At 69.8% G+C, this 12,701-nt stretch carries 11 protein-coding genes and 1 riboswitch; of the genes, 4 read left to right on the forward strand and 7 right to left on the reverse strand.

Annotation, left to right across the window (positions count from 1 at the left end; genetic code table 11):
• Positions 1-49 precede the first annotated feature (49 nt).
• On the forward strand, positions 50-643 hold the full coding sequence (locus H8B08_RS14725) for a Yip1 family protein (protein WP_187450949.1): 594 nt from the start codon (positions 50-52) through the stop codon (positions 641-643).
• Here the strand turns inward: H8B08_RS14725 and alr are convergent.
• The 7 genes from alr to rpsF all read right to left on the reverse strand — a co-directional run bounded on the left by alr (position 622) and on the right by rpsF (position 8,954).
• Entirely contained in the window at positions 622-1,725 is a 1,104-nt protein-coding gene (alr, locus tag H8B08_RS14730) for an alanine racemase (RefSeq protein WP_187450950.1), read from the reverse strand. The genes H8B08_RS14725 and alr overlap by 22 nt on opposite strands.
• Before the next feature lie 85 nt (positions 1,726-1,810).
• Positions 1,811-3,316: a replicative DNA helicase gene (locus tag H8B08_RS14735; RefSeq protein WP_187450951.1), complete on the reverse strand. Its 1,506-nt coding sequence runs from the start codon at positions 3,314-3,316 to the stop codon at positions 1,811-1,813.
• 155 nt (positions 3,317-3,471) lie between these two features.
• The gene (locus tag H8B08_RS14740) at positions 3,472-4,746 is read right to left on the reverse strand and encodes a dicarboxylate/amino acid:cation symporter (protein WP_187450952.1); all 1,275 of its coding nucleotides are present in this window, start codon (positions 4,744-4,746) and stop codon (positions 3,472-3,474) included.
• Positions 4,747-4,753: 7 nt separating this feature from the next.
• A complete protein-coding gene (locus tag H8B08_RS14745) occupies positions 4,754-7,153 on the reverse strand; it encodes a TonB-dependent siderophore receptor (RefSeq protein ID WP_187450953.1) in 2,400 nt (799 codons plus the stop codon).
• Positions 7,154-7,444: 291 nt separating this feature from the next.
• Positions 7,445-7,555: riboswitch (SAM riboswitch) on the reverse strand.
• 115 nt (positions 7,556-7,670) lie between these two features.
• Positions 7,671-8,255 (reverse strand): 50S ribosomal protein L9, encoded by a 585-nt coding sequence (rplI, locus tag H8B08_RS14750; RefSeq protein ID WP_187450954.1) that lies wholly within the window; start codon positions 8,253-8,255, stop codon positions 7,671-7,673.
• A 10-nt stretch (positions 8,256-8,265) separates the two neighbouring features.
• The gene (gene rpsR / locus H8B08_RS14755; RefSeq protein ID WP_187450955.1) at positions 8,266-8,541 is read right to left on the reverse strand and encodes a 30S ribosomal protein S18; all 276 of its coding nucleotides are present in this window, start codon (positions 8,539-8,541) and stop codon (positions 8,266-8,268) included.
• An 11-nt stretch (positions 8,542-8,552) separates the two neighbouring features.
• Complete coding sequence (gene rpsF / locus H8B08_RS14760) at positions 8,553-8,954, reverse strand: 30S ribosomal protein S6 (protein WP_187450956.1); 402 nt, start codon at positions 8,952-8,954, stop codon at positions 8,553-8,555.
• A gap of 231 nt (positions 8,955-9,185) precedes the next feature.
• Between rpsF and H8B08_RS14765 the strand changes: the two genes are divergently transcribed.
• The 3 genes from H8B08_RS14765 to H8B08_RS14775 all read left to right on the forward strand — a co-directional run bounded on the left by H8B08_RS14765 (position 9,186) and on the right by H8B08_RS14775 (position 12,567).
• Entirely contained in the window at positions 9,186-9,728 is a 543-nt protein-coding gene (locus tag H8B08_RS14765; RefSeq protein ID WP_187450957.1) for a DUF1190 domain-containing protein, read from the forward strand.
• A 4-nt stretch (positions 9,729-9,732) separates the two neighbouring features.
• Positions 9,733-10,887 (forward strand): glutathionylspermidine synthase family protein, encoded by a 1,155-nt coding sequence (locus H8B08_RS14770; RefSeq protein ID WP_187450958.1) that lies wholly within the window; start codon positions 9,733-9,735, stop codon positions 10,885-10,887.
• A gap of 114 nt (positions 10,888-11,001) precedes the next feature.
• Positions 11,002-12,567: a S10 family peptidase gene (locus tag H8B08_RS14775; RefSeq protein ID WP_187450959.1), complete on the forward strand. Its 1,566-nt coding sequence runs from the start codon at positions 11,002-11,004 to the stop codon at positions 12,565-12,567.
• Positions 12,568-12,701 lie beyond the last annotated feature (134 nt).

The following is a 12,701-nucleotide window of genomic DNA, read 5'->3' on the forward strand; positions in this document are numbered from 1 at the left end:
CGCCGAGAGGCTAGGCCGTGTACGCTCAGGCGAGGGGCGGGAGAAGCGCGTGTTCATTCTGGATCGACTGACCGGCCTGCTGCGGACGCCCAGCGTCGAATGGGAGCGCGTCGCCGAAGCGCCCCGGCCGGTGGCGGCCCTGGCGCTGACCGTCGTCATGGCTTCGGTCGCCGCGCTCGGGCTGCATTTCCTGGTCCCGACCGGAGCCCTGGCCTGGTCGGCGCGCGATTACGGCGGCTTCTACCTCGCGGCGGCTGTGCATGTGACGGCGAGCGTCGTCTTGATCATGCTGATCGCGCGCCTGTTGCAGGGACCCGCCAGCGTCACGCAGGCCGTGGCCCTGGTCGGCTGGGCCGGGCCGGCCTTCTGGCTGGGCGTCGCCCTGACCTCGTGGAGCGACCTGCTCGCCGCCATCCTGTTCCTGTACGCCACCTACCAGCTGTTCGTGGGCCTTCCGCGCGTGCTGAAGACGCCCGAGGCGGCGGTCGCGGCCTTGCGAATCCTGGTGTTCTTCGCGCTGATCGCGTCCGCGGCGACGGCGACCAAGGTGCGAGAGGCGATCGCACCCGACCTGACGAAGGACCCGCAGGCGGAAACTCGACCTCTGGCGGGCGTCGCGGCCTATTCCACCGCGCCGAGGTAGCGTCGTTCCACCCGCGGGCCGATGCGGGTCAGCAGTTCGTAGGCGATGGTGCCGGCGCGGGCGGCGGCCGTGTCGACCGGCAGCTGAGCGCCGAACAGCTCCACCCGCTCGCCCGGGCGGGCGTCGTCGCAGCCGGTGACGTCGACCGTCATCAGGTCCATGGACACGCGGCCCAGCAGAGGCCGCTCGGCGCCGGCGAACCAGACCGAGCCATTCGGTGAGTTGGCGCGCAGGACGCCGTCGGCGTAGCCGATGCCCACGGTGGCGGCGCGGGTGGGCCGGGTCGCGGCCCAGCCGCCGCCGTAACCGACCGTCTCGCCCGGCGGCACGGCGCGCACCTGCAGGATCTCGGCCTCCAGGGTGGCGACCGCCTTCACGCGCGGGTCGAAGCGCTCCTCCGGCCCGCCGCCGTAGAGCGTCACGCCCGGGCGGGTCAGGTCGAACAGGTAGTCGTCGCCCAGGAAGCTGCCGCCGGAATTGGCCAGGCTGGCGCGGGCGTTCGGGAACAGGGCGGCGGCCTCGGCGAAGCGGTCGCGCTGGCGCCGGTTCATCGGATTGCCCGGCTCGCCGCCGCAGGCCAGGTGGCTCATCACCATGCGCACGTCCAGGCCCGCCAGCCGGTCGGGCGACAGGGCCATCGCCTCCAGCTCCTCGGGGCGGACGCCCAGCCGGTTCATGCCGGTGTCGACGTGCAGCGCCGCGGGGAGGACGCCGATGCCGCGCGAATAGGCTTGCCAGGCCGCGGCTTGCGCGACGCTGCTGAGAACCGGGATCAGGTCGGCGGCGTGCAGGCGGGCGGCCTGGGCGTCGGGACAGCCGTCCAGCACGTAGATGGTCGCCGGCCGGTCCGGGCCCAGGAATTCGCGCAGGTGCTCGCCGCCGGCGACCCGCGCGGTGAAGAAGGTGCGGGCGCCCTCGGCCCACAGCCGGCGCGCAACCGGGGCCGCGCCCATGCCGTAGCCGTCCGCCTTCACCACCGGGGCGACCTCGGCGCGTCCGGACTGGCCGACCAGCAGGCGGTAGTTGGCGGCGAGCGCGTCGAGGTCGACGGTCAGGCGGGCGGTCGCCGGGGCGTAGGGCATCAAGGGACTCGAAGGCGGGGAGGCGGGCCCTGTCCTATCCGCCTGCGTGGCGGAAGCGAAGGGGCCCGCGTGCGGCGAACCGCCCTTATTCGTAGTTCTGGTAGCTGTCGAAGCGGCCGTCGCGGGCCAGGTTGCCGAAGCGGACCGTGTTGTCGTCGAAGGACAGGCGCACCGTGCCGATGGGACCGTGACGCTGCTTGCCGATGATGACCTCGGCCACGCCCTTCATGCGGTCCATGTTCTCCTGCCAGGTCAGGTGCTCGGGCGTGCCCTCGCGCGGCTCGGAGCGGCCCAGATAGTAGGCCTCGCGGTACACGAACATGACGGCGTCGGCGTCCTGCTCGATCGAGCCGGATTCACGAAGGTCCGACAGCTGCGGCCGCTTGTCCTCGCGCTGCTCGACCTGACGCGAGAGCTGCGACAGGGCGATGACCGGAACCGAAAGTTCCTTGGCCAGGGACTTGAGGCCCATGGTGATTTCGGAAACTTCCTGCACCCGGCCCTGGCCCTGCTTGTGCTCCGAGGCGGTGACCAGCTGCAGGTAGTCGACCACGATCAGATCCAGGCCGACCTGGCGCTTCAGACGGCGCGCGCGGGCGGTCAGCTTGGAGATCGAGATGCCGCCGGTGTCGTCGATGTAGAACGGGCTTTCCTGGATCTCGATGGCCGCGTCGCGCAGGCGGCCGAATTCCGAGGCGTCGATCTCGCCCTTACGCAGCTTGTCCGAGGACACGCCCGAGGCGTCGGCCAGCATACGCATGGCCAGCTGCTCGGCGCTCATTTCCAGCGAGTAGAAGGCCACCACGCCGCCGCGCACGGTCTTGCGGCTGCCGTCCGGCTGCATCTCGTAGGCGTAGTTGCGGGCGATGTTGAAGGCGATGTTGGTGGCCAGCGCCGTCTTACCCATCGAGGGACGGCCGGCGAGGATCAGCAGGTCGGACGGGTGCAGGCCGCCGAGCTTCTGGTCCAGGTCGATCAGGCCGGTGGAGACGCCGGCCAGGCCGCCGTCGCGCTCGAACGCCTCGGCCGCCATCTCCACGGCGCCGCGCACCGCGTCGCCGAAGGTGACGAAGCCGGTCGAGGACGAGCCGCTTTCGGCCAGGACGTAGAGCTGCTGTTCGGCGCTCTCGATCTGGTCGCGGGCGGTCTTCGGCTCAGGCTCGCCGCCTTCGATGGCGACCTTGGAGATCTCGCCGCCGATGCGGATCAGCTCGCGGCGCAGCGCCAGGTCGTAGATCAGCTGCGAGTAGTCGAAGGCGTTGGCCGCGGGCGGGGCGCGGTCGACCAGGTCGGCCAGGTAGCGTAGGCCGCCCAGCTCCTCGAACGCCGGATCGCGCTTGAAGCGCTCCATCAGCACCACCGGCTCGGCCAGCATGCCCTTGCGCACGTGGTCTTCGATGGCGGTGTAGAGCCGCTGGTGGAACGGCTCGTAGAAGTGGCGCGCCGACAGGGTGTCGGGCAGGCGCTCGTAGGCCGAGTTGTCGAACAGCAGGATGCCGAGCAGGGCCTGCTCGACTTCGAGGTTGTGCGGCAGCTGGGCGATCGCGGATCCGTCCGCGGCCACCCCCGGAACGAAGGCGGGGAGCGTCATGGCCGAAAGCCATACCGGACCCTGCGGCGCAGGCGAGAGGCGCGCGCGCCGCAGGCGTTAACAATTGGCCTTGTCCTGTGGATGTTCTCCTTCCGGCGCAAGGCTCGCGCCTGCGCCGGACGGTGAACGGCGTGATGTCGCACGCCGCGCTTCCCTTACTCCGCGGCCAGGACGGCCGGTTCCGCCTCCGGCGCGGGGGCCCGGCCGCGCCCCTCGTACACCGCGAGGTCGAGCACGCCTTCCTCGCGGGCGACCAGCACCGGCACCAGCATCTGGCCGGTGACGTTGGTGGCCGTGCGCATCATGTCGACGATGCGGTCGATGGCGACCAGCAGGCCCAGGCCCTCCAGCGGCAGGCCGGCGGTGGACAGGGTCAGGGTGAGCATCACCGTGGCCGTGCCCGGCACGCCGGCGGTGGCCAGCGAGCCCAGGACGGCGGTGAGCGCGATCAGGCCGTAATGGGCGCCGGTCAGCTCCACGCCGAAGTAGCGGGCCACGAAGATGGAGGCGATGGCCGGATAGATCGCGCCGCAGGCGTCCATCTTCATGTTGGCGCCCAGCGGCACGGCGAAGCCGGCGTAGGCCTGGGGCACGCCCAGCCGGTCGATGGTGGTGCGCAGTGACACCGGGAGGGTGCCGATGCTGGACGCGCTGGCGAAGGCGGTCTGCTGGGCGGGCAGGGCGCCGCGGAAGAACGGCAGGGCCTTCAGCCCGTGCAGCTTCAGGAGCCCGCCATAGACCACCAGGATGTGGACCAGGCAGGCGACGTAGACCGCGACGATGAACTTGGCCAGCGGCGCCAGCGAGGCCAGGCCGTAGTGGCCGACCACGGCGGCGATCAGGCCGAACACGCCGATCGGGGTCAGCTGGATGATCCAGCGGGTGATCTGGAAGATCAGGCTGGAACCCTCGTCCAGCAGGGCGCGCAGGCGGGCGGTCTTGTCGCCGAGCGCCAGCAGGCCCGCGCCGACGAAGCCGGCCACCACCAGCACCTGCAGCACCTTGCCCTCGGCGAGAGCCGCGAACAGGTTGGCGGGCGCGAGGCCAACCAGCACCTCGGTGACCGTCGGAATATCTTTCAGGGCGAACGGCTCGGTCACCAGGTTGGAGACCCCGGCGCCCGGATCGAACAGCAGGCCGAAGCCCAGGCCCACCCCGACCGCAAGGGTCGAGGTGACGACGAACCAGGCCAGGGTGCGCCCGCCCAGGCGGGCGGCGTTGCCGACGCCGGCCAGCTTGGGGAGGCTGGTGGCGACGGTGAAGAACACCAGCGGCACGACCAGCATCTTGATCAGGTTCACATAGAGGTCGCCCAGCGGCCCGAACCAGGGTTCCGCCTGCGGCCCGGCCAGGGCCCCGGCGAGAACGCCGAGGCCGAAGCCGACCGCCACCTTCCGCCAGAGCGGCTGTTTCAGCAGAAATTTCAACATGCTGGGCTCACCAGTTGAACGCCGCTCGCACATAGGCGAAGCGGCCGTTGAAGCCAAACGGCGAATAGCGCGTGAAGCCCAGCGTGCCGGTCGAGTTGAGCGCCGCCGGCGTCTCGTCCGGGTAGACGTCGAACAGGTTGTCCACGCCCAGCGCCAGTTCGAAGTTGTCGGTCACGTCGAACCGACCCTCCAGGTCGACCAGGGTCTTGTCGCCGGACGAGATGTCGCTGGCCGCGGTCGAGCCCGGCTCGATCGCCTCGCCGTAGTGGGTGGCCTTTGCGCTGGCGCCCCAGCGGTCCAGACGCCAGTCCAGCGCGGCGACCAGCTTCTTCTCCGGCGTGCCGGTCTCGATGATGTTCTGCGACACGCGGCCGAACAGGACCGGCGGCGGCGTCAGCGAGGACAGCACGTTGGTGCTGGGCAGGCGGGTGACGTCGGTCGAGTTGAAATTGGCCGCGCCGGTCAGGTCGAACCGGCCGAAGTCGGTGTCCCAGCGATAGCGCGCGACCACGTCCACGCCCTGGGTTTCGGTGTCCACGCCGTTGATGAAGAAGCGCGCCTGGGTGACGCCGAACGGGGTCAGCAGGGCGGCGATGTCGGGGCGCGAGGTCCCGCCGAGGTTGTCGGTCAACACGATGCGGTCGTCGATGTTGATCTGATAGGCGTCGACGGTCAGCTCGAACGGACCGCGGCGATAGACCGCGCCCAGGCTGGCGTTCACCGACGTCTCGGCGTCCAGCGGCTGGGCGCCCAGGGCGCGGGCGACAGCGCCGTCAGCCGGGAAGGTGCCGACCTCGTAGGGCACGCCGGCGGTGAAGTTGGTCGAGGTGGCGGTGTAGTACTGCTGCTGCAGCGACGGCGCCCTGAAGCCGGTCGACACCGAACCGCGGAGCGCGAAGGCCGGGGTGAAGTCGTAGCGTGCGGCCAGCTTGCCGGTCAGGGAGTCGCCGAAGTCGGAATAGTGTTCGGCCCGCGCCGCCGCCGAGGCGGAGAACTTGTCGGTGATCTGCGCCTCGAGGTCGACATAGGCGCCGATGGCCTGGCGGTCCTCGTCGACCTCGTTGGAGGGGCGCAGGCCCGGGAAGCCCTGGGCCCCCGGGGCCGGGCCGACGATCGGGCCCTGGTTCCAGGCCTTCGCGTCGCCGGCGCGGATCTCATAGCTCTCGCTGCGCGCTTCGACGCCCCAGGCCACGTTCAGCGGGCCGGCCAGGCCGACCTCGAAGCCGCGGGTCAGGTCCAGCCCCAGCACCACCTGATCGTAGGTGAAGCCGCCGGCGTCGAACGAGGTCGGCGAGGCGGCGCCGTAGGTCGGGTTGAGCGTGTTCGAGACGCCGTAGTCCAGCTTGTCGCGGCCGTAGCTCACGTTCAAGTCGGCCTTCCAGCCGCCGATCTCGCCGCGCAGGCCCGCCGCCGCGGAGACGTCCTCGACCTCCACCCCGATCAGCGGCAGGAAGCCGTTCGGGTAGATCGCCGGCACGTTGTTCGCGTTGGACGGGATCCGGAAGAAGGCGGCGCTTTCGCTGTCGCGCTTCTGCAGGCCGGCCCAGCCGTAGGCCTCCCAGCCGTTCGCCAGCGGCAGGCCGGCGTTGGCGTAAAGCGTCAGGTCCTGCGCCTCCGGGTCGCCGTAGCGCGAGGTGACCCGCGCGGGCGTGACCCGCGGGTCGAGGTCGCCGCGGCTGGTCGGCTCGCGGTCGCGGTATTCGCCCGACACGGTCAGGAAGCCGTCGGCCCCCAGCGGCAGGCCCTGCCAGCCGGACACCGTGACGGTTTGGCCGTCCTGGACCGAGCGGCTGGTGCGGGCGGTGTCCACGTCGGTGAAGTACCGGCCGACCGTCACGCTCGCGCCGCCGCCGTCGCGGGCCTCGCGCAGGCGCAGATTGATCACGCCGGCGAGCGCGTCGGAGCCGTACTGGGCCGAGGCGCCGTCGCGCAGGACCTCGACGCGCTCCAGGGCGGTCACCGGGATGGCGTTCAGGTCGACGGCGGCCGAGCCGCGGCCGACCGAGCCGTTGACGTTGACCAGGGCCGAAGCGTGGCGGCGCACGCCGTTGACCAGCACCAGGGTCTGGTCGGGGCTGAGGCCGCGCAGGGCGGCCGGGCGCACGCTGTCGGTGCCGTCCACCGCTGCGGCGCGCGGGAAGGTGATCGACGGGGCCGTGGTGGACAGCGCCTCGGCCAGTTCGGTCGTGCCCTGGCGGGTCAGCGCCTCGCTGCGGATCACGTCGACCGGGGCCAGGGTGTCCAGGCGCGAGCGGCCGGCCACGCGGGTGCCGGTGACCACCACCTCGTCGACGGCGGCGGGGTCTTCGGGGGTGCGGTCGGCGGCCTCCTGGGCCAGGGCGGGCGAGGCGAGGGCGACGAGCGAGACGGCGCCCAGCAGCAGGGCGCGAGTCGAGAACAGAGACATTTGCAGTTGCCTTTCGCGGCGCAACATGCGTGCGCCGTCGTTTCGGCGCCGCAGCAAGCGGTCGCCGACATTTCGATGATGCGGTTGTGAGAGGCGGTGCGGCCGGGGCCGCGATCAGTCAGCGGCTACATCGAGCCGGACGGCAGCGGCGAGAACACGGCGCGCGCAGGCCCGCGTAAGGTCGCTCGATCATCGCTGTCATCTGAGACACTGAAGCCCCCTGCGCTACGCTCGTCGAGAAAATCCGACGGTTTGCGGCAGGGAGCGGACGTCGCGCCTGAAGGCGTGTCCGGCTCATCTGTCGCGGGCGAAGCGCCCCCGCAGGAGTTGGCACCTTGCGAATTCGGTTCGCAGGTTGCCCCGGCGTCTTCGGGCCTGTCCCTCAGCCGGTCTCGATGAGTGAGATAATGCTGAGCTTGATCGGCGCCAGCGTCAAGCACAGATTTTTTGCAGCGCAAAAGAAAACGGCGCGGGAGAAGCTCCCGCGCCGTCTCAATTCTCAGCCTTGGAAAAAGGCTTAGTAGGCTTCCGCTTCGCGCTCGGCCTGGCCGGCGCCGCCTTCCAGCATGTCCTGGGCGGCTTCGGCGGCGTAGGCGCGCTCTTCCTCGAATTGCGAGGCGATCACGTTCTCACCGCGGGCCTGACGCTCGGCTTCGTCGGCCGAACGGGCGATGTTCACGGTGACGGTGATCGTCACTTCGGGGTGCAGCTTCACCTTCACCGCGTGGACGCCCAGCGTCTTGATCGGCACGTCCAGGACGACCTGGTTGCGCTCGACCTTGCCGCCGCCGGCCTTGACGGCCTCGGCGACGTCGCGGGCGGCGACCGAACCGTACAGCTGGCCGCTTTCGCCGGCCGAACGGATCATGACGTACTGGGAGCCGTCGAGCTTCTCGCCGGACTTTTCGGCGTCGGCCTTGTTCTGGGCGTTGCGGGCCTCGATCTGGGCGCGCTGGGCTTCGAACAGCTTCAGGTTGGCCGAGGTGGCGCGCAGGGCCTTCTGGCGCGGCAGCAGGAAGTTACGGGCGAAGCCGTCCTTCACCGAAACCGTGTCGCCGATGGCGCCGAGCTTCTCGACGCGTTCAAGCAGGATGACTTTCATCGGTCAGTCCTCACTTCACGACGTAGGGGAGCAGGGCCAGGAAGCGGGCGCGCTTGATGGCCTTGGCCAGCTCACGCTGCTTCTTGGCGGACACCGCGGTGATGCGCGACGGGACGATCTTGCCGCGCTCGGAGACGTAGCGCTGCAGCAGCTTCACGTCCTTGTAGTCGATCTTCGGCGCGTTGGCGCCCGAGAACGGGCACACCTTGCGGCGACGGAAGAACGGGCGACGGGCGGGGCCGGTGCCGGCCGGGGCGCCCGGGGTCGGAGCGGTCGTGTCGGTCATGTCCGGGTTCCTCAGACCAGATCTTCGAAGCCGCCGCGGGGGCCGCGGTCGGGACGGTCGCGGTCACGGTCGCCGCGCTCGCGTTCACGCTCGCGACGGGCCAGCACCGGCGAGAGCTCCAGGTCGAGCTCTTCGACGCGCACGGTCATGTAGCGCAGCACGTCTTCGTTGAGCGAGATCTGGCGCTCCATCTCCTTCACCGCCGCCGACGGAGCGTCGATGGCGAGCAGGGAGTAGTGGCCCTTGCGGTTCTTCTTGATGCGGTAGGTGAGGTTACGCAGACCCCAGTACTCGATCTTGGCGACGGTGCCGCCTTGTTCTTCGAGCAGGGCCTTGAGCGTGTCGTTCAGGGCCTCGGCCTGTTGCGGCGAGATGTCCTGCCGCGCGATGATGACGTGTTCGTAGAGTGCCATTTGGTCCTCTTCCGGGTGGAAGGCGGCGGAGCGGCCGGCGGAAGACCCGGATCCGTCCCGATGGATCTAGACGCGGCGAACGGACGGAACGCCCGTTCCTTGGAGACCGCGAAGAGACCGCCTTCCAGGAAAGCGAGCGCGAATACGCGGAAAACGCCGCAAAGGCAAGGCGCTCCGCTTGGCGGTGTGAAGGGGCTCTGCCATATCCCGCTGGAACAGGGGGAGTCGACCATGACCAGTAAACGCCGCAGCGCTTCCGTCGGCTTCTCCGTGCTCGGCCTGTCGGCCGCCACCGTCCTGGCCGGCTGCGAGCAGCGTGTCGAAGCGCCCGCGGAGGAGACGCCCGTCTACGCCTCGGTCGAGCAGTGCCGTCAGGAGAACATGGCCGAGGACTGCGACACCGCCTTCCAGCAGGCCAAGGCCGACCACGCCAGGACCGCGCCCAAGTTCGCCGACAAGGCGGCCTGCGAGGCCGACTGGGGCGCGGGCTCGTGCGAGGAGCAGCCGCCCGTCCAGGCCGGCGGCCACTCGGTGTTCATGCCGATGATGATGGGCTTTCTGATCGGCCGGGCTTTCGGCGGCGGCGGCTATCCTGTCTACGGCTCGCCCGGCGGCGGGCTCTATTCGGGCGGCAACAAGGTCGGCGACGCGCCGGTGCGCAACGGCAAGGCGATGCTGCCCAGCCGCCTGTCGGTCGCCTCCACGCCCGAAGGGGGCGTCGTCAGCCGGGGCGGCTTCGGGGCCACCGCGCGCGGCGAACACGCCGGCGGCTGAGCCCGTGCGTCGCGTGCGCATCGCCCCGCGTCCCTACTGGCGCACGCGGGTGGAGGATCTGGGCCTTCAGTGGCACACCACCGACCAGGGCGAGCCCTACTGGGACGAGAGCGCCTACTGGGCCTTCTCGACCGAAGAGATCGACTGGATAGAGGCGGCCACCGCCGAGCTCTACGACATGGTGCTGGCCGCGGTCGGCCGGGTGATCGAGCGGCGCGAGCTGGCCGCCTTCGGCTATGAGCAGCCGGCCATCGCCCTGATCGAGCGCAGCTGGGCCGAGCGCAGCTGGGAGCCGACCTTCTACGCCCGCTTCGACCTGGCCTTCGACGGCCAGGACCTGAAGCTGCTGGAGCTGAACGGCGACACGCCGACCTCCTTGCTCGAGGCGGCCGTGGTGCAGTGGTACTGGCTGCAGGAACGCTTCCCTGAGCTCGACCAGTTCAACTCGATCCACGAGAAGCTGATCGAGGCGCTGAAGCTCTACGGCGAGCATGGCGGCAAGGCCGCGCCCCTGCACCTGGCCAGCGTCAGCCCCCATCCCGAGGACGAGGGCACGGTCGGCTATCTGGCCGCCTGCGCGGCGGAGGCCGGCGTTCAGCCCCTGGCCGTGCCGATCCACGAGATCGGCCTGCGCGGCGACGGCTTCGTGGACGGCGAGAACCGGCCGATCCGGGCCCTGTTCAAGCTCTATCCCTGGGAATGGCTGCTGGACGAGCCGTTCGGCCCGAAGCTGGCCGAAGCGGTGCAGGCCGGACGCCTGAAGCTGATCGAGCCGGCCTGGAAGATGGTGGCCTCCAACAAGCGCCTGCTGGTCACGCTGAAGGAGATGTTCCCCGATAGCGAGTACCTGCTGGACGCCACGACCTCGCAGGCGGAGGCGGCGGCCTGGGGCGACTATGTGAAGAAGCCGGTGCGCGGTCGCGAGGGCGCCAATGTCGAGGTGGTCCGGGCCGGCGCGCCGGTGGCCGCCCGCGGCGGGAGCTACGACGACGACCTGTTCGTCTTCCAGCGCCGGGCCGAGCTGGCCCAGGCGGACGGCAATTGGGCGGTGCTGGGCAGCTGGGTCGTGAACCGGCAGGCCTGCGGCCTGGGCGTGCGCGAATCGACCTCGCCGATCACCGACAACACCGCGCGGTTCGTGCCGCATGTGATCGAGTAGAAAAGCGAAGGATCGACACCGGTTTCCGCGACGGAATTGCACAGCTTCCCAGTTTCAACGTAACGGTTGGAAACGCCGCTTTTTGCGGCGACACAAAAAGTCGGGGAAACACCAATGCGTAAGGTCGCCTACGCCGCATTCGCGGCGATGTTGCTCAGCACGTCCGCCACGGCCGCGTTCGCCGCGGACGACAAGGCCGGCGGCGGGAAGGACGCCCAGGTCGAGAAGGTCGAGGCCGCCACGGCGACCGCGCCGGTGGCCGAACAGGCCAAGACCACCAGCCACGTGCTCAGCGTCGGCGGCAAGTCGATCAAGTACAAGGCGACCGCCGGCACGGTCACGATCCGCAACGGCGAGGGCAAGCCGAGCGCCAGCGTTTTCTACATCGCCTACACCGCCGACGCGGCGCCGGGCGCCAAGCGGCCGGTGACCTTCCTGTACAACGGCGGCCCGGGCTCGGCCTCGCTGTGGCTGACCATGGGCTCGGTCGGCCCGGTGCGGGTGAAGACCGGTTCGCCGGGCAACACGGCGCCGGCCCCCTACACGCTGGAGCAGAACCCTTACAGCCTGCTCGACAAGTCCGACCTGGTGTTCATCGACGCCGTCGGCGCGGGCTATTCGCGTCCGTTGGGCGAGGCCAAGGGCAAGGACTTCTACGGGGTCGACCAGGACGTCGACGCCTTCGCCAAGGCGATCGAGCGCTGGCTGGAGATCAACAAGCGCTGGAATTCGCCCAAGTTCCTGTTCGGCGAGTCCTACGGCACCACCCGTTCGGCGGCGCTGGTCAACAAGCTCCAGGAGGACGGCTACGACTTCAACGGCGTGGTGCTGCTGTCGTCGATCCTGAACTACGGCGTGCGCCAGCCGGGCTATGACCGCGTCTACACGACCTACCTGCCGAGCTATGCGGCGACGGCCTGGTATCACGACAAGCTGGCTGACAAGCCGGCCGACCTGCCGACCTTCCTCAACGAAGTGCGCGCCTGGGCCGACGGCCCGTACACGGCCGCCCTGGCCAAGGGCCACAACCTGCCGGACGCCGAGCGTGAGGCGATCGCCCAGCAGCTGTCGGCCTACACCGGCCTGTCGATCGACTATCTGAAGTCGGCCAACCTGCGCGTCGAACTGGGTCGCTTCCGCAAGGAGCTGCTGCGCGACGAGCGCAAGATCGTCGGCCGCTTCGACTCGCGCTTCGAGGGCGTGGACAGCGACGCCGCCGGCGAGGACCCGGAGTCCGATCCGTCGTCGACGGCGATCTCCAGCGCCTTCATCACCACCCACCACGACTACGTGCAGAACGAGCTCGGCTACGAGACCGACCTTGAGTACAAGACCCGGGCTGACGGTGCGAACGCCGCCTGGGACTGGGGTCACCGCTTCCCGAACGGCGGCGGCAACAACCGCCGGATGCTGGCGCCCGACACCGCGCTGGACCTGGCCAACGCCATGCGCACCAACCCGAACCTGCACGTGCTGTCGATGAACGGTTGGTACGACATGGCCACGCCGTTCTTCGGCACCGAATACGACCTCAACCACATGCACCTGGACGGGGATCGGAAGAACAACGTCAGCTTCACCTACTATCCGTCCGGCCACATGGCTTATCTGAGCCCGGACGTGGCGAAGCAGATGCGCGTCGACCTGGAGCGCTTCTACAACGAGGCCCTCGCTCAGTGATCTGACGCCGATCTGGCGCCAGACGCGAAGACGCCCCGCGCGAGCGATCGCGCGGGGCGTTTCTGGTTCCGGCTAGGCCCGGGGACTCAGGTGCACCAGGCCACGGCCTGCGACAGCCAGACCGGCACGCCGAA

Origin of the sequence: Caulobacter sp. 17J80-11, assembly GCF_014349105.1 — a bacterium.
In the GTDB taxonomy this organism is placed as follows: Bacteria; Pseudomonadota; Alphaproteobacteria; order Caulobacterales; family Caulobacteraceae; genus 17J80-11.

Coding starts and splice junctions, on each gene's coding strand:
- alr (WP_187450950.1), bottom strand. CDS start 1,725: ATGCCCTACGCCCCGGCGACCGCCCGCCTGACCGTCGACCTCGACGCG.
- H8B08_RS14735 (WP_187450951.1), bottom strand. CDS start 3,316: ATGACGCTCCCCGCCTTCGTTCCGGGGGTGGCCGCGGACGGATCCGCG.
- H8B08_RS14740 (WP_187450952.1), bottom strand. CDS start 4,746: ATGTTGAAATTTCTGCTGAAACAGCCGCTCTGGCGGAAGGTGGCGGTC.
- H8B08_RS14745 (WP_187450953.1), bottom strand. CDS start 7,153: ATGTCTCTGTTCTCGACTCGCGCCCTGCTGCTGGGCGCCGTCTCGCTC.
- rplI (WP_187450954.1), bottom strand. CDS start 8,255: ATGAAAGTCATCCTGCTTGAACGCGTCGAGAAGCTCGGCGCCATCGGC.
- rpsR (WP_187450955.1), bottom strand. CDS start 8,541: ATGACCGACACGACCGCTCCGACCCCGGGCGCCCCGGCCGGCACCGGC.
- rpsF (WP_187450956.1), bottom strand. CDS start 8,954: ATGGCACTCTACGAACACGTCATCATCGCGCGGCAGGACATCTCGCCG.
- H8B08_RS14765 (WP_187450957.1), top strand. CDS start 9,186: ATGACCAGTAAACGCCGCAGCGCTTCCGTCGGCTTCTCCGTGCTCGGC.
- H8B08_RS14775 (WP_187450959.1), top strand. CDS start 11,002: ATGCGTAAGGTCGCCTACGCCGCATTCGCGGCGATGTTGCTCAGCACG.